We start from the raw sequence: 16,635 nt of genomic DNA on the forward strand, positions 1-16,635 counted from the left end.
TTAGCCTCCGAAGAGGTGGTTAAAGCTTTCCACCTCAACCCATTCACCCGGCTCCACGCTGCCGCGTTCACGCTCGAGAACGATAAAGCAGTTGCCCTGGCTGAACGAGCTGAAGATGTGCGAGCCCTGGTGTCCGGTGGTGCTCACTTCCAGCTCGCCTTCAGCGTTGCGCGTCAGAATACCGCGCTGGAAATCAAGACGGCCCGGTGATTTCTTCAGGCGCGTCGCCGCTCGTACGCGCTGGCGAACCGGCAGCGGGTGGGCCTGGTTACCAGACAGTTTTGCCAGCAGCGGAATCACCAGCTGGTAGAAGGTCAGGGCGGCGGAAACCGGGTTACCCGGCAGGCCGCAGAACCAGCTGTGTTTCAGCTGACCAAACGCGAATGGTTTGCCCGGCTTGATGGCCAGTTTCCAGAAGCCGATCTCCCCCAGCTCCTCAAGAATGGTTTTGGTGTAATCCGCTTCACCTACGGAAACGCCGCCGGAACTAATTACCACGTCCGCAGACTGGTCCGCTTCAATAAACGCGGCGCGCAGTTTCTCCGGATCATCCGCAATGATGCCAAGGTTAATGACCTCACACCCCAGCTGTTCAAGCATCAGGTGTACCGCGAGGCGGTTAGTGTCGTAAATCTGGCCGTCCTGCAGTGGCTGGCCCGGAAGCTGGAGTTCATCGCCGGTGGAAAAGACCGCCACGCGTACCTTGCGGATAACGTCAATTTCTGCGATGCCGAGCGAGGCCAGCACCGGCAGTTCGCCCACCGTCAGTTTCTGCCCGGCGGCAAATACCGTTGCGCCACGCGTGATGTCTTCACCGGTACGACGGATATTCTGTCCCGCTTTAACACTCGCGGTGAAGCGGATGCCTGCTTCCGTTTGTTCGGTCTCTTCCTGCATCACCACCGCTTCGCAGCCTGGCGGTACGGGGGCACCGGTCATGATGCGTACGCAGGTACCCGCAGGCCACTCACCGTTAAATGGCTGACCGGCAAATGCCTTACCCGCCACGGGCAGCGCCGTATCCGTCCGGATATCCGCCAGGCGTACCGCGTAGCCGTCCATTGCGGAGTTATCGAACCCAGGCACGTTAAGCGGAGAGACGATATCGCGCGCGGCAATACGACCAAAACAGCGCACCAATGGCAGCGTCTCGTGGTCGTGCAGGGGGGAAATTCGGTCAAGCATCTGCGTGAGTGCCGCCTCAAGCGGCATCAGTCCGGCGGTAAAATCCATGGTGGGCTCCTGCGGAGTAACGACGAAAGCGTCCATTATGGCAGAAAAGTGCCACTAACTGTATGACCCGATGGGTGTACGCTTTACATCACAGTTGCGTCTTTCTATATTCAAAAATCATCTGAAGTTTCAGCGACGATAATGATATTTATAGAAAAAGCCGCAAATCAGGCTAACGGGTGATGGGAATGGTTAATGCGGTAATCGCAATTCATGGTGGCGCCGGGGCAATCACCCGTGCCCTGCTCAGTCCCGAGCAGGAAAAACGTTATATTGATGCGCTGTATGCCATTGTGGAAACGGGCCAGCGGATGCTGGAGGCGGGCGAGAGCGCGCTGGATGTGGTTACCGAGGCGGTACGTCTGCTGGAAGAGTGCCGGTTGTTTAACGCGGGCATTGGTTCGGTCTTTACCCGCGATGAAACGCACGAGCTGGATGCCTGCGTCATGGACGGTGTCACCCTTAAAGCGGGCGCCGTCGCGGGGGTGAGCCATCTGCGTAATCCGGTGCTGGCCGCGCGTCTGGTGATGGAGGCGAGCCCGCATGTTCTTCTGACCGGGGCCGGGGCGGAGACGTTTGCCGCGGAACATGGCATGACGCCAGTTTCTCCCGATCTGTTTTCAACGCCGGAGCGTTATCAACAGCTGCTTGAGGCGCGCTCGGCAAACGTGGCGCAGCTTGACCATACCGCGCCGCTCGATGAGCGCAGCAAAATGGGCACGGTAGGGGCGGTGGCTCTTGATAAAGCCGGGAATCTGGCTGCGGCCACGTCGACCGGCGGTATGACCAACAAACTGCCGGGCCGGGTCGGTGACAGTCCATTGCCGGGGGCAGGGTGCTATGCCAATAACGCCACGGCGGCAGTGTCATGCACCGGAACCGGTGAAGTGTTTATTCGCGCCCTCGCGGCGTACGACATCACCGCGCTGATGGATTACGGCGGGTTAAGCCTGGCCGAAGCCTGTGAACGCGTGGTGATGGAGAAACTGCCCGCGCTGGGGGGGATCGGTGGGTTAATTGCGGTGGATCGTGAGGGCAACGTGGCATTGCCGTTTAACAGCGAAGGTATGTACCGCGCGTGGGGTTATGCCGGTGATGAACCCAGTACGGGGATCTATCGTGAATAAGGGGGCAAAGCGTGCCGCACAGTGAAGAGCTGGACAACCGTGAAGTGCTGGCTGTCCATCAACTGAATATTGCGTTTCAGGAAGAGCGGCAGTTCATCCCCGCAGTACAGAATTTATCGTTCTCGCTCAACCGCGGCGAAACGCTGGCGATTGTGGGCGAGTCCAGTTCAGGGAAATCGGTCACCGCACTGGCGCTGATGCGTCTGCTGGAACAGACCGGCGGACAGGTCAGCTGCGAAAAAATGCTGCTGCGCCGGCGTAACCACCAGGTCATTGATTTAAATGAGCTGAGCGCCTCGCAGATGCAGAGCGTGCGCGGGGCCGATATTGCGATGATCTTCCAGGAGCCGATGACCTCGCTGAACCCGGTCTTTCCGGTCGGGGAACAGATTGCCGAGTCCATCCGCCTGCATCAGGGGTTGAGCGGTGATGAGGCGCTTCGTGAAGCGAAACGCATGCTCGACCTGGTACGCATACCGGAAGCGCAGGCCATTCTGGGACGCTACCCGCATCAGCTTTCCGGCGGTATGCGTCAGCGCGTCATGATTGCGATGGCGCTCTCCTGCCGTCCCGCGGTGCTGATTGCCGACGAACCCACGACGGCACTGGATGTGACTATTCAGGCGCAAATTCTGCAGCTTATCAAAGTGCTGCAGCAGGAGATGGAGATGGGGGTGATTTTCATCACCCACGATATGGGCGTGGTCGCCGATATTGCCGATCGCGTGCTGGTCATGCATAAGGGCAACGCCGTGGAAACCGGCACGGTTGAGCAAATTTTCCATGCGCCGGTTCATCCTTACACCAAAGCGCTGCTGGCGGCGGTTCCGCGGTTGGGGGCGATGAACGGCAGCGATTTACCGCGCCGGTTCCCGTTGATTTCTCTCGAAGCGGCAGGCCAGCAGGAAGATGAAATCGAGCAGGATACCATGGTACCCGGAAAGCCGATTCTGGAAGTGCGCGATCTGGTGACCCGTTTTCCCCTGCGCAGCGGAATGTTTAACCGCGTGAAGCGCGAGGTGCATGCGGTTGAAAACGTCAGTTTTGATTTATGGCCAGGCGAAACGCTGGCGCTGGTGGGAGAGTCGGGCTGCGGGAAATCCACCACCGGGCGGGCGCTGCTCAGGCTGGTGGAGTCCCAGGAGGGCAGCATAACCTTTAACGGGGAACGCATTGATACCCTTCCGGACACCAAACTGCAGGCGGTGAGACGAGATATCCAGTTTATTTTCCAGGATCCGTATGCCTCCCTCGACCCGCGCCACACGGTGGGGTATTCACTTATGGAGCCGCTGCGGGTGCATAACCTGCTCGACGGTGAAGCCGCGCAGCGTCGGGTGGCCTGGCTGCTCGAGCGCGTGGGGCTGAAGCCGGAACATGCCTGGCGTTATCCGCACGAGTTTTCGGGCGGTCAGCGGCAGCGTATTTGCATTGCCCGCGCGCTGGCGCTTAACCCGAAAGTGGTGATTGCAGATGAATCCGTCTCGGCGCTGGATGTCTCTATCCGGGCGCAAATCATTAATTTACTGCTCGACCTGCAGCGGGATATGGGGATTGCCTTCCTCTTTATCTCACACGACATGGCGGTGGTTGAGCGTATCAGCCACCGTGTCGCGGTGATGTTTATGGGACAAATTGTGGAGATAGGACCGCGCAGGGCGGTATTTGAAAATCCACAGCACCCTTACACACGCAAGCTTATCGCCGCAGTGCCGGTTGCCGACCCTGAGCATCGCCACGGCCAGCGTGTGCTGCTGCAGGACGAAATGCCGAGCAATATTCGTAAACGGGGCGAGGCGGTGGAGCGCGTGGCGCTGCGCGAGGTTGGCCCGGGGCATTTTGTGGCCCCCCCGCGTCAGGACAATGCATTCTCGCGGTTATAACTTAAAACAGGCAGGAGAACACAATGGTTAAATTTGTAGCGCGCAGAGGGTTACTCGCTGCGAGCGTGACGGCAGCCCTGGCCGCCGCGCCGGCGTTCGCTGCCAAAGATGTGGTGGTCGCCGTCGGTTCCAATTTCACCACGCTGGATCCGTATGATGCCAACGACACGCTCTCCCAGGCGGTGGCGAAATCGTTCTATCAGGGGCTGTTTGGCCTGGATAGCGAGATGAAACTTAAAAATGTGCTGGCGGAAGGGTATACCGTCTCCAGCGACGGGCTGGTGTATACCCTTAAGCTCAGAACCGGCGTGAAGTTCCAGGACGGTACAGATTTCAACGCGGAGGCGGTGAAGATAAACCTCGATCGCGCCAGCAACCCGGAAAATAGCCTCAAGCGCTACAACCTGTATAAAAACATCGCCAGCACCGAGGTGGTCGACCCGACGACGGTGAAGATCACCCTGAAAGAGCCGTTCTCGGCGTTTATCAATATTCTGGCGCACCCTGCCACGGCGATGATTTCGCCTGCCGCGCTGAAAAAATACGGCAAAGAGATCGGGTTCCATCCGGTGGGGACCGGCCCCTACGAGCTGCTCACCTGGAACCAGACCGACTTTGTGAAGGTTAAGAAGTTTGCGGGTTACTGGCAGCCGGGTCTGCCGAAGCTGGACACCATTACCTGGCGTCCGGTGGTGGACAACAACACCCGCGCGGCGATGCTGCAGACCGGCGAGGCGCAGTTCGCGTTCCCGATCCCCTATGAGCAAGCCGCCATTCTGCAGAAAAACAGCAAGCTGGAGCTGGTCGCCAGCCCGTCCATTATGCAGCGCTATATCAGCATGAACGTGACGCAAAAGCCGTTTGATAATCCAAAGGTGCGAGAGGCCATCAACTACGCCATTAACCGCCAGGCGCTGGTAAAAGTCGCCTTTGCTGGCTATGCCACGCCGGCTACCGGCGTGCTGCCTCCGGCGATCGCCTATTCGCAAAACTATCAACCGTGGCCTTACGATCCGGCCAAAGCGCGTGAGCTGTTAAAAGAGGCGGGCTTCCCGAACGGCTTTAGCACCACGCTCTGGTCGTCGCATAATCACAGTACCGCTCAGAAGGTGCTGCAATTTACCCAGCAGCAGCTGGCGCAGGTAGGTATCAAGGCGCAGGTCACCGCGATGGATGCCGGTCAGCGTGCGGCTGAAGTGGAAGGGAAAGGGCAGAAAGAGAGCGGCGTACGGATGTTCTACACCGGCTGGTCGGCCTCTACCGGTGAAGCGGACTGGGCGCTGTCGCCGCTGTTCGCCTCACAGAACTGGCCGCCGACCCTGTTCAATACGGCCTTCTACAGCAACCCGAAGGTGGATAAAGACCTGGCGGATGCCCTGAAAACGACCAAACCGGAAGAGAAAGCGCGCCTGTATAAAGAGGCGCAGGATATCATCTGGAAAGAGTCACCGTGGGTACCGCTGGTGGTGGAAAAACTGGTTTCCGCGCATAACAAAGCGCTGACCGGGTTCTACATCATGCCGGATACGGGCTTTAGCTTTGATGAAGCAGATTTAAAATAATACTCATGCCCGCAGGCCACCGCCTGTGGGATGAGAGGGAAAGGCATGCTGAATTATGTTTGTAAACGCCTGTTGGGGCTTATCCCGACGCTGCTGATTGTGGCGGTGCTGGTGTTTTTGTTTGTTCATATGCTGCCGGGCGATCCGGCACGTCTGGTTGCAGGGTCAGATGCGGATGCAACGGTTATCGCGCTGGTGCGAAAACAACTGGGCCTCGACCAGCCTTTGTATATGCAGTTTCTCCATTATATTGGCAACGTTCTGCAGGGTGACTTTGGCACTTCTATGGTGTCACGTCGTCCGGTGTCGGAAGAGATTGCCAGCCGCTTTATGCCCACGTTCTGGTTAACCATTGCCAGCATGAGCTGGGCGGTGCTGTTTGGTCTTGGCGCAGGAATTGTCGCTGCCGTCTGGCGCAACCGCTGGCCGGATAAGCTGGGTATGGCTCTGGCCGTCACGGGCATTTCCTTCCCGGCATTTGCACTGGGGATGCTGCTGATGCAGATATTCTCCGTGGAGCTGGGCTGGCTGCCGACGGTCGGGGCCGATACCTGGAAACACTACATTCTGCCCTCAATGACGCTGGGCGCGGCTGTTGCTGCCGTGATGGCCCGCTTTACCCGCGCCTCGTTCGTTGACGTGCTGAGCGAAGATTATATTCGCACCGCCCGGGCGAAAGGGGTCAGCGAGAAATGGGTCATCCTCAAACACGGCTTTCGTAACGCGATGATCCCGGTGGTGACGATGATGGGGCTCCAGTTTGGTTTCCTGCTGGGCGGCTCGATTGTGGTGGAGAAGGTCTTTAACTGGCCGGGGCTGGGACGTCTTTTGGTGGATTCAGTCGAAATGCGTGATTACCCGGTTATTCAGGCCGAAGTCCTGCTTTTCTCACTGGAATTTATTCTTATCAACTTAGTGGTGGATGTGCTCTACGCCGCCATTAACCCGGCCATCAGGTATAAGTAAAATGCGATTGTTGAACTGGCGTCGTCAGGCCATGTTAAACGCTATGCCGGGGCTAAAGCCGGACCATATCCGCACGCCGTGGTCTGAATTCTGGCGGCGTTTTCGCCGTCAGCCGGTCGCCATGACGGCGGGGCTGTTTGTCCTGCTGCTGATTGTGGTGGCGGTCATTGCGCCGTGGGTAGCACCGTTTGATGCGGAAAACTATTTTGATTACGACCGTCTCAATGATGGACCGTCGATGCTGCACTGGTTCGGCGTGGACTCGCTTGGGCGCGACATCTTCAGCCGCGTGCTGGTGGGGGCGCAGATCTCTCTCGCCGCCGGGGTTTTTGCGGTACTGATTGGCGCGGCAATCGGCACCGTGCTGGGTCTGGTCGCCGGATATTACGAAGGCTGGTGGGACCGCATCATCATGCGTATCTGCGACGTGTTGTTTGCCTTCCCGGGCATTCTGCTGGCGATTGCGGTGGTGGCGATAATGGGCAGCGGTATGGCTAACGTCATTATTGCGGTTGCGGTCTTCTCAATACCGGCGTTTGCGCGTCTGGTACGAGGCAACACGCTGGTGCTCAAACAGCAAACCTTTATTGAGTCTGCGCGCAGCATGGGGGCCAGCGATGCCACTATCCTGTTCAGCCATATTCTGCCGGGGACGGTGTCGTCTATCGTGGTCTATTTTACCATGCGTATCGGCGTGTCGATTATCTCGGCGGCCAGCCTGTCGTTTCTGGGGCTGGGTGCGCAACCGCCTACACCGGAGTGGGGCGCGATGCTGAATGAAGCAAGAGCGGACATGGTCATTGCACCGCACGTGGCCATCTTCCCGAGCCTGGCCATTTTCCTGACCGTGCTGGCGTTTAACCTGTTGGGTGATGGGTTACGCGACGCGCTGGATCCGAGGATTAAGGGGTAGGATGGAAACCCTCTCCCGGCGGGAGAGGGTGAAGGGAAGGGTAAAACGCCGTTAAACCCGGCTTCCCCACAAATCATACTCGTCGGCGTTTTCAACTTTCACGCGGACAATATCGCCCGGCTTAACGCTGGTTTCGCCGTTCAGGTAGACTGCGCCGTCGATTTCAGGGGCGTCCGCCATGCTGCGGCCAATTGCGCCTTCTTCGTCCACTTCATCGATGATGACCAGAATTTCGCGGCCCACTTTTTCCTGCAGACGTTCAGCAGAGATCTGCTGTTGCAGCTGCATGAAGCGGTTCCAGCGCTCTTCTTTCACCTCTTCCGGAACCTGATCCGCCAGTTCGTTGGCGGTCGCGCCTTCTACCGGGCTGTATTTGAAGCAGCCTACGCGGTCCAGACGTGCTTCTTTCAGGAAGTCGAGCAGCATCTGGAAATCTTCTTCGGTTTCGCCCGGGAAGCCCACAATGAAGGTGGAACGCAGGGTCAGGTCCGGACAGATTTCACGCCACTGTTTGATGCGTGCCAGCTGGCGATCGACGGAGCCAGGACGCTTCATCAGCTTCAGAATACGCGGGCTGGCATGCTGCAGCGGGATATCCAGATACGGAAGAATTTTCCCTTCTGCCATCAGCGGGATGACATCGTCAACGTGCGGATACGGATAGACGTAATGCAGACGTGTCCAGATACCCAGTTTGGCAAGCTGTTCACACAGGCCGACCATGCTGGTTTTCACCGGCTCGCCGTTGTGGAAACCAGAGCGATGCTTCACGTCGACGCCATAGGCTGAGGTATCCTGGGAAATGACCAGCAGCTCTTTAACGCCTGCGTCTGCCAGACGTTTGGCTTCTGCCAGCACTTCACCAATCGGACGGCTGACCAAATCGCCACGCATGGACGGGATAATGCAGAAGGTGCAGCGATGGTTGCAGCCTTCGGAAATTTTCAGGTATGCATAGTGACGCGGGGTCAGCTTCACGCCCTGTTCTGGCACCAGGCTCAGGAACGGATTGTGCTTAGGTTTAGGGACATAGTGATGAACATGCTCCAGTACCTGCTCGTAGCTGTGCGGGCCGGTGATCTCCAGCACTTTCGGGTGCACTTCGCGGATCTGGTCCACTTTCGCGCCCAGACAGCCGGTCACAATCACTTTGCCGTTTTCCGTCAGGGCTTCACCGATGGCTTCCAGTGACTCCTGAACCGCGCTGTCGATAAACCCGCAGGTGTTAACGATCACCATGTCGGCGTTGTCGTAGCTTGGCACCACGTCATAGCCCTCGGTGCGCAGTTCGGTCAGGATGCGTTCAGAATCCACCAGATTTTTTGGGCAGCCCAGGGAGACGAAGCCGATTTTAGGCTGGTGCGTAACATTGCTCATAGGTTAAAAATTCATCAATTATGGAGTTATCAGGGCGGGATTTTACAGCGTTCCGCGGGGGATTTATACATTCTTTGCGAGGCGGATGACCGGCGAGAAGGTTGTAACATTGTAAATAATGTTAATCAGTTAAGAATTATTGATCTCAGGCATTAAACTGTACAAAAAATAACCTTATTCTGAATGTGCACAATGGCTGACAGAGGAGGAAAGAGCATGTCCGTTGACAGACTGAAACGCGATCTGCTTAACAAGCTGATCAATGCCCGAATCGACCTTGCCGCGTACCTGCAGTTGAGGAAGGCAAAAGGGTATATGTCAGTCAGCGAAAGCGAACATCTGCGTGATAATCTCTTTGAACTTTGCAACTTCATGCGTGAAAAAGCACCCGTCCTGAAAGCGGAATACGCCGAAAGCGAACTCGTTGCGCTGCGCCGCGCCGCCGAGGTGCTCTCCATTGCAGGGGTATGTTTGATGAACGGACGCCACGACTGCCCGAATTTTATCGCTGTTAACGCGGAGAAGCTTGAAAACTGCCTGACCACGCTCTCTCTATGCATCATGTGTCTAAACAAGCACGAGACGCTTGAACAACACTGACACCGGGGGAGGCAACTCCCCCTTCTGATTAAGCTTTTGTAAAAGTGATAACGTGCCCGGACCCAGTGGCTAACCTTTATGCCATAAACCGATAAAGGAGCGCGTTATGCATCGATCCTCGCTGATTTTCCTGCCTGCGTTGTTATTCCCATTTTCTCTCCTCGCCGCCCCCGACGCGGTAAAAGTCGACGTTGTGCAAAACCGGCTCGATCATCCCTGGTCGATGGCGTTCCTGCCGGACAATAAAGGGCTGCTGGTGACCCTTAAGGGAGGCCAGTTAAAGCACTGGCAGGCCGGAAAAGGGCTTTCCGATCCGATCGTCGGCGTACCCAAGGTCTGGGCAAACGGCCAGGGCGGGTTGCTGGACGTGGCACTCGCCCCGGATTTTGAAAAATCGCGCCGCGTCTGGCTGAGCTATGCCGAGGCGGGGAATGACGGCAAAGCGGGAACGGCGGTTGGCTATGGCCGCTTAAGCGATGATCTCTCCCGAATTGAAGGTTTCCAGGTGGTCTTCCGTCAGATGCCGAAACTGTCCACCGGTAACCATTTCGGTGGCCGACTGGTCTTCGATGGTAAAGGCCATCTGTTTATTGGTCTGGGTGAGAACAACCAGCGTCCGACGGCGCAGGATCTGGATAAACTGCAGGGCAAAGTTGTGCGCCTGACGGAGGACGGCAAAGTGCCTGCCGATAATCCGTTTGTGAACACTCCCGGCGCACGGCCCGAAATCTGGTCTTACGGCATTCGTAATCCGCAGGGGATGGCGATGAACCCCTGGAGCGACACGCTATGGCTTAACGAGCACGGTCCGCGCGGCGGGGATGAAATCAATATCCCGGAGAAAGGCAAAAACTACGGCTGGCCGCTGGCGACGCACGGTATCAACTACAGCGGCCTGAAGATCCCGGAAGCCCAGGGCGAGCACGTCGAGGGAACGGAAAAGCCGCTGTTTGTCTGGAAAGTGTCCCCCGCCGTGAGCGGGATGGCGTTTTACAACAGTGACGTATTCCCGCAGTGGAAAAACACGCTGTTTGTCGGGGCGCTGAAGGAGAAAGACGTTATCGTGCTGAGCGTGGAGGGCAACACGGTTACCGAGAAGGGGCGAATTTTAGGTGACAGAGGCCAGCGCATTCGCGATGTGCGGGTGGGGCCGGATGGATATCTGTATGTCCTGACCGATGAGACGGACGGGCAACTGTTGAAAGTCAGCCCGTCCGGATCGTAATCAGGTCACTGGGATCATCACCACGTGACGGTATGCCGGGCGCTCGCTCAGTTGCTTCAGCCAGCGCTCAAGTTGCGGGCGCGGCGTCCAGGTAACGTCAATGTTGGTCAGGTTCCAGATGAAGGGCGCAACGGCAATATCGCCTACGCCGAAGCGTTCGCCTGAGAACCACGGATGCTTCGCCAGTTCGTCGTCCATCATCGCAAACAGGTTTTCACAGGTGTCCTGGGCTGCATGAATGGCAGGATAGTCGCGGTCAGCTTCGGGGGTTCTGACAAGCCCCATGAGGATCACACGGTGTGCGGGGGAGAGCGTCTGGTTTGCCCAGTCCATCCACTTTTCACCCTGAGCGCGTTGGGCCGGATTGTCCACCCACAGGCGTCTCTGACCATACTGTGCCGCGAGGTAACGCACGATGGTGTTGGACTCCCACAGCGTCACGTCGGTCTCTTCGTCGCGCAGCAAGGGCACCAGACCGTTTGGGTTCATGGCCAGATAGTCGGCATCTTTATTTACCCCAAACTGCAACCCTGCCATCACCTGCTTAAACGGTAAATCCAGCTCCTCCAGCGTCCAGAGGACTTTCTTAACGTTGGTTGAATTGTTCCTGCCCCACAGCGTAATCATAGAAACTCCCGAAATAGTCAAACAACCTGAGATGTGAATCAACGCCAGCGATTTGCCATGGTGAGATAAACCTAACAATTACGCAACAGAAGACAAAAAAATCGCCTGAATCAAAGCGTATCTGAATGTTATTGCATAAACTTTAATAACTTTACCTTGGTTAGGTTTCTTTAACCGTTTTAGTGCGCTATTACTCATCGCTTCTTGCGACACGGTGATGTGACGTAATTTTTGAATGGACACTCGGGTGGCATTTATGACGCGAAAAACGACTTCTCTGCGCAGCCTGGCGGCAGGCTCTGCGCTCCTTTTCCTGTTTGTACCAACTCTCTACGCAGCGGAACAGGCTGCGCCCGAAGCGCCGCCTGTGGATGCGCGCGCCTGGATCCTGATGGATTATTCCAGTGGTAAAGTGCTGGCGGAAGGCAATGCGGATGAGAAACTTGATCCGGCAAGCCTGACGAAAATCATGACCAGCTATGTGGTGGGTCAGGCGCTGAAAGCGGGTAAAATCAAGCTTGACGATATGGTCACCATCGGGAAGGACGCCTGGGCGACCGGCAACCCGGCGCTGCGTGGGTCATCGGTGATGTTCCTCAAACCCGGCGATCAGGTATCAGTGTCTGATTTGAATAAAGGGGTCATTATCCAGTCCGGTAACGATGCCTGTATTGCGCTGGCCGATTACGTTGCGGGCAGTCAGGACTCCTTTATTGGCCTGATGAACGGCTACGCGCAAAAACTGGGCCTGACCAATACCACCTTTAAAACCGTGCACGGCCTGGATGCGCCGGGTCAGTTCAGTACCGCGCGCGACATGGCGCTGTTAGGCAAAGCGTTGATCCACGACGTGCCGGATGAATATGCCATCCACAAAGAGAAAGAGTTTACCTTCAACAAAATCCGCCAGCCGAACCGTAACCGTCTGCTGTGGAGCAGTAACGTCAACGTCGACGGTATGAAGACCGGCACCACGGCTGGCGCGGGTTATAACCTGGTCGCTTCCGCAACTCAGGGCGATATGCGCCTGATCTCGGTCGTGCTGGGCACCAAAACCGACCGTATTCGTTTTAATGAATCAGAAAAATTGCTGACCTGGGGTTTCCGCTTCTATGAAACCGTCACGCCCATTAAACCGGATGCCACGTTCATCAGCCAGCGCGTCTGGTTTGGTGACAAGAGTGAAGTGAACCTGGGGGCGGGTGAAGGCGGGTCGGTGACCATTCCCCGTGGTCAGCTGAAAAACCTGAAAGCCAGCTACACCCTCACCGACAGCCAGCTCACCGCGCCGCTGAAAAAAGGCCAGGTGGTCGGGACGATTGATTTCCAGCTTAATGGCAAATCGATTGAACAGCGTCCGCTGATTGTGATGGAAGCGGTAGAAGAGGGCGGTTTCTTTAGCCGGATGTGGGACTTCGTCATGATGAAATTCCACGGATGGTTTGGCAGCTGGTTCAGTTAAGCCTCCATTGTCGGGTGGCATCGCGCCACCCGGCATGACCTCTGCACCTGACTCAATACATCAACTTCACCTGCTGCGCTTTCGCGTAGGCCACGGTCTCTTCATCCGGGCGGCAATCGCTGACGATGGCGTCAAAGCGCGATAACTCACCCATTCTTGCCGGACGAACCTTGCCAAACTTGCTGTGATCGACCACCAGCACATGGTACTGCGCGGCGCTTAATGCCCAGTGCTTGACCGGCAACTCTTCCAGGTTAAAGCAGGTTGCTCCCTGACGGACAGTGACCCCCGCTGCGGAATAAAACGCGATATCCGGACATACGTTGCTGAGCGTATCCTGCAGATTCAGCGGCTTAAAGATGGCGTTGCTGGCGTGAAACTCACCGCCACAGAGGATCACCCGGCACTCGGGTTTCTCCTGCAGTGCCAGAAAGGTATTCAGCGAGTAACACACCGCCGTAAACGGGATGCTGCTGTCGATCGCTTCGATTATCCACGGCGTGGTGGTGCCGCAGTCAAAAAACAGCGTCTGATGCGGCTGCACCAGCGAGGCCGCAAGCCGGGCGGCTTTGCGTTTCTCTTCCACCAGGCGCGTCTTTTGGTCGCTGATCAGATAATGGCTGGCGCTACGCGGCTCAAGCACAATGTACCCGCCCAGCAGCACGACAGGCGCGCTCTCGCTGTTCAGATCCCGGCGAATGGTCATCTCAGAGACCCCGAGGAGACTGGCGGCTTCCTTAAGATGAAGCTTATCACTGCGCTTCAGCGCCTGTATCAGCTGAGCAATGCGGTCATCGCGACGTGTTTCCATAGTTCCTCGGGATAAAAAAGTGAACCCCCGCAGGGCGGGGGTTCAAGTGTAACCTGTCAGACTGGGGTTAGTCACGTACCCAGCCTTTGCGGATCGGGATAGCAAAAAGGGTGCGATAAAGATAAGACAGGCCGCGGTAGAGCGCTTCACCGAAGAGATTCCACAGGATCGCTGCGCTGACGCAGCCGATGAGACCGACCAGCAACCCCCCCACCATATCCATCGGCCAGTGGACGCCGAGATAAACGCGAGACCAGGCGATAGCCCCGGCCACCACCATCAGCACCGCACCCGACCACAGACGATGCCAGAACAGGAAGGCCAGCGCGAAGGTAAAGATAACCGTCCCGTGATCGCTTGGGAACGAGTCATCCGGAGCATGGTGCAGGAAGGTATACCCCGCGTGGTCGACGAAGGGGCGGTCGTGCGGGAACGTCAGGCCCAGAATGTAGCTGACCAGCACGCTTATCCCGAGGGCCATCGCCATCTTAATTACCAGCTGGCGCTGCGCCTTCACCTGGCTTCTCGGCCCCCACAGCCAGAGGATCGCCGCCAGCACCGGCACGATACTGATCAGATCTTTTGCCAGGAAGGTGGCGAAATCAATCATCCACTCTGGCGAGGCCGGAGTGGCGTTGATGAGATAAAACAGCTGGTAATTCAAATTCTCTAACATAGCGTTGTCACTCTTTAGCAAACCAGGTGGAGACCAGACCGTAGACCACCAACTGGGAAAACCAGACCCACCACCCAGCCCACAGGTTGTGAGAGAAAAAATGCGCCCCGCGCATGACCTGGCCGTAACCCATCGCCAGACCTAAAACGACGCCCAGCACGACGAAGCACCAGGCAAGACGTGGACGCTCGCGCCAGAAGGCAAAGAACAGTCCCATCACCATAAAGCCGCTGGAGGCATGACCGCCGGGGAAACAGCGCCCCGGACCGCTGTCAGCGGGAGCGGCACTGAACAGCGGATAAGAAACGGCCTTACCGCCATACTCCACCAGATCCCACGGGCAGCTGTGATGGCTTATGCTTTTCAGTACGCCAACCACCAGCGCGCCAAGCCCCATCAGCAGCGCGGCCGTGACCAGTCTCGCATTGCGCCTGAACGCGCCATAAATGAGCGCAACAGCACCTGCGGCGATGGCGATGTACTTCGCCAGTCGATGGTTCAGCAGGTCCAGCAGGTGGTCTTGCTGCAGTGGAAAACGGTGTGCTGCCGCGTCATACCATAAACCGGTGATCCATCTGTCGAGCGTTTCATCGCGGGATAGCCAGGTAAACAGCACGGCAAGGGCTATCAGTATTAAAAGCTGATAACCATAAAAGCGGGGTGGTAGACGGTAAAGTCGTTTTGTCTTATTTGTCTGTAAGTTAGACAATTCTGAACGGCTGGAAGTGGGTGCCATAATCCGGAGTCGTTGACGAGAAATGGGGCTATCATAAATCTGTCAACTTAAGGAAACCTTAAACAAAGACGATATGTGCTTTATTTCTGTTTCTTCTGGATAAATCACTATCTCGGGCCAGGGCATTTCATTACACTCGTCGCGATTTTGTCACGATAAAGAGATTGCATGTTAAACCGTTCTTCTTCTGGTTCACGTCTGGGTCGTCAGGCGTTGCTTTTCCCCTTGTGTCTGGTGCTCTACGAATTCTCTACTTACATCGGCAACGATATGATCCAGCCCGGCATGCTGGCCGTTGTCGAACAGTACAACGCAGGGATCGAATGGGTACCGACCTCCATGACTGCCTATCTGGCTGGCGGCATGTTTTTGCAGTGGCTGTTAGGGCCGCTGTCGGATCGTATTGGCCGTCGTCCGGTGATGCTGACGGGCGTGGTGTGGTTTATCGTGACCTGCCTCGCCACGCTGCTGGCGCAAAATATTGAGCAATTTACCCTGCTGCGCTTCCTGCAGGGGGTGAGCCTCTGCTTTATCGGTGCTGTCGGGTATGCCGCCATCCAGGAATCGTTTGAGGAAGCGGTGTGTATCAAGATTACCGCGCTAATGGCGAACGTGGCGCTGATCGCGCCCCTGCTGGGGCCGCTGGTGGGCGCTGCCTGGGTACACGTTGCGCCGTGGGAAGGGATGTTCGTGCTGTTTGCCGTGCTGGCCGCCGTCGCTTTCTTTGGCCTGTACCGCGCGATGCCGGAAACCGCTACCCGTCTGGGTGAGAAACTGTCGCTAAAAGAGCTGGGTCGGGATTACAAAGAAGTGCTGAAGAACGGCCGCTTTGTGGCGGGCGCGCTGGCGACGGGGTTTGTTAGCCTGCCTTTGCTGGCGTGGATTGCCCAGTCGCCGGTCATTATCATCAGCGGCGAGCAGCTCAGCAGCTATGAGTATGGCCTGCTGCAGGTGCCGATTTTTGGCGCGCTGATTATCGGTAACCTGGTGCTGGCGCGTCTCACATCCCGCCGTACGGTGCGTGCCTTGATCATTATGGGCGGCTGGCCCATTGCTGCCGGGCTGGTTCTGGCGGCGGTCGCGACAGTGGTGTCGTCCCATGCGTATTTGTGGATGACCGCAGGATTAAGCGTTTACGCGTTCGGTATCGGTGTGGCGAATGCCGGACTGGTGCGCCTGACCCTGTTTGCCAGCGAGATGAGTAAAGGCACGGTGTCAGCGGCGATGGGCATGTTGCAAATGCTGATTTTCACCGTTGGAATCGAGGTGAGCAAACACGCCTACGCATTTGGCGGCAACGGTCTGTTCAGCCTGTTTAATCTGGCTAACGGCGTGCTGTGGGTTGGGCTTATCGTGGTGTTCCTGAAGGATAAACGCGTCGGGAATGCTTTACAGCCGTAAGCTGTTTTCCCTCTCCCGGCGGGAGAGGGCCATGGT

The 16,635-nt window shown here is 57.0% G+C and carries 15 protein-coding genes; 9 read left to right on the forward strand and 6 right to left on the reverse strand.

The genetic code is table 11. From position 1 onward, the window contains the following. Complete coding sequence (moeA, locus tag QMG44_RS03310; protein ID WP_041162513.1) at positions 1–1,233, reverse strand: molybdopterin molybdotransferase MoeA; 1,233 nt, start codon at positions 1,231–1,233, stop codon at positions 1–3. Positions 1,234–1,421: 188 nt separating this feature from the next. Here moeA and iaaA point away from each other — a divergent pair, with 188 nt between their 5' ends. From iaaA to gsiD, 5 genes are read left to right on the forward strand one after another with little or no spacing between them, the layout of a single operon-like run. Then, positions 1,422–2,360, forward strand: coding sequence for a beta-aspartyl-peptidase (gene iaaA, locus QMG44_RS03315; RefSeq protein WP_086532937.1), 939 nt, complete (start codon positions 1,422–1,424; stop codon positions 2,358–2,360). An 11-nt stretch (positions 2,361–2,371) separates the two neighbouring features. Further along, positions 2,372–4,243: a glutathione ABC transporter ATP-binding protein GsiA gene (gsiA, locus tag QMG44_RS03320; protein WP_281852994.1), complete on the forward strand. Its 1,872-nt coding sequence runs from the start codon at positions 2,372–2,374 to the stop codon at positions 4,241–4,243. A gap of 23 nt (positions 4,244–4,266) precedes the next feature. After that, positions 4,267–5,805 carry a glutathione ABC transporter substrate-binding protein GsiB gene (gene gsiB / locus QMG44_RS03325; protein WP_086532755.1) on the forward strand — a complete coding sequence of 513 codons (1,539 nt, stop codon included), beginning with the start codon at positions 4,267–4,269 and terminating at the stop codon, positions 5,803–5,805. A gap of 45 nt (positions 5,806–5,850) precedes the next feature. Further along, entirely contained in the window at positions 5,851–6,771 is a 921-nt protein-coding gene (gene gsiC, locus QMG44_RS03330) for a glutathione ABC transporter permease GsiC (RefSeq protein WP_020884889.1), read from the forward strand. A gap of 1 nt (position 6,772) precedes the next feature. Continuing rightward, complete coding sequence (gene gsiD, locus QMG44_RS03335; RefSeq protein ID WP_020884888.1) at positions 6,773–7,684, forward strand: glutathione ABC transporter permease GsiD; 912 nt, start codon at positions 6,773–6,775, stop codon at positions 7,682–7,684. 51 nt (positions 7,685–7,735) lie between these two features. Here the strand turns inward: gsiD and rimO are convergent, their stop codons facing one another. Further along, positions 7,736–9,061, reverse strand: a complete 1,326-nt coding sequence (rimO, locus tag QMG44_RS03340) for a 30S ribosomal protein S12 methylthiotransferase RimO (protein WP_014169287.1) — start codon at positions 9,059–9,061, stop codon at positions 7,736–7,738. 216 nt (positions 9,062–9,277) lie between these two features. On the opposite strand from rimO, the gene bssR reads away from it, so the two are divergent. Continuing rightward, positions 9,278–9,661: a biofilm formation regulator BssR gene (bssR, locus tag QMG44_RS03345; protein WP_020884887.1), complete on the forward strand. Its 384-nt coding sequence runs from the start codon at positions 9,278–9,280 to the stop codon at positions 9,659–9,661. A 106-nt stretch (positions 9,662–9,767) separates the two neighbouring features. Next, positions 9,768–10,886, forward strand: a complete 1,119-nt coding sequence (locus tag QMG44_RS03350) for a PQQ-dependent sugar dehydrogenase (RefSeq protein WP_086532754.1) — start codon at positions 9,768–9,770, stop codon at positions 10,884–10,886. On the opposite strand, the gene QMG44_RS03355 is transcribed toward QMG44_RS03350, so the two are convergent. Next, the gene (locus QMG44_RS03355; protein WP_086532753.1) at positions 10,887–11,513 is read right to left on the reverse strand and encodes a glutathione S-transferase family protein; all 627 of its coding nucleotides are present in this window, start codon (positions 11,511–11,513) and stop codon (positions 10,887–10,889) included. A 256-nt stretch (positions 11,514–11,769) separates the two neighbouring features. Here QMG44_RS03355 and dacC point away from each other — a divergent pair, with 256 nt between their 5' ends. Next, positions 11,770–12,975 carry a serine-type D-Ala-D-Ala carboxypeptidase gene (gene dacC, locus QMG44_RS03360; RefSeq protein ID WP_047742543.1) on the forward strand — a complete coding sequence of 402 codons (1,206 nt, stop codon included), beginning with the start codon at positions 11,770–11,772 and terminating at the stop codon, positions 12,973–12,975. A 52-nt stretch (positions 12,976–13,027) separates the two neighbouring features. On the opposite strand, the gene deoR is transcribed toward dacC, so the two are convergent. The 3 genes from deoR to QMG44_RS03375 all read right to left on the reverse strand — a co-directional run bounded on the left by deoR (position 13,028) and on the right by QMG44_RS03375 (position 15,198). Next, the gene (deoR, locus tag QMG44_RS03365; protein WP_014169292.1) at positions 13,028–13,786 is read right to left on the reverse strand and encodes a DNA-binding transcriptional repressor DeoR; all 759 of its coding nucleotides are present in this window, start codon (positions 13,784–13,786) and stop codon (positions 13,028–13,030) included. A 67-nt stretch (positions 13,787–13,853) separates the two neighbouring features. After that, positions 13,854–14,462 carry an undecaprenyl-diphosphate phosphatase gene (gene ybjG, locus QMG44_RS03370; RefSeq protein WP_050736555.1) on the reverse strand — a complete coding sequence of 203 codons (609 nt, stop codon included), beginning with the start codon at positions 14,460–14,462 and terminating at the stop codon, positions 13,854–13,856. A 7-nt stretch (positions 14,463–14,469) separates the two neighbouring features. Next, a complete protein-coding gene (locus QMG44_RS03375; protein ID WP_014169294.1) occupies positions 14,470–15,198 on the reverse strand; it encodes a phosphatase PAP2 family protein in 729 nt (242 codons plus the stop codon). 168 nt (positions 15,199–15,366) lie between these two features. Here QMG44_RS03375 and QMG44_RS03380 point away from each other — a divergent pair, with 168 nt between their 5' ends. Next, positions 15,367–16,599, forward strand: coding sequence for an MFS transporter (locus QMG44_RS03380; protein ID WP_232937293.1), 1,233 nt, complete (start codon positions 15,367–15,369; stop codon positions 16,597–16,599). Positions 16,600–16,635 lie beyond the last annotated feature (36 nt).

It is taken from the genome of Enterobacter sp. 200527-13, assembly GCF_027924865.1.
In the GTDB taxonomy this organism is placed as follows: domain Bacteria; phylum Pseudomonadota; class Gammaproteobacteria; order Enterobacterales; family Enterobacteriaceae; genus Enterobacter; species Enterobacter ludwigii.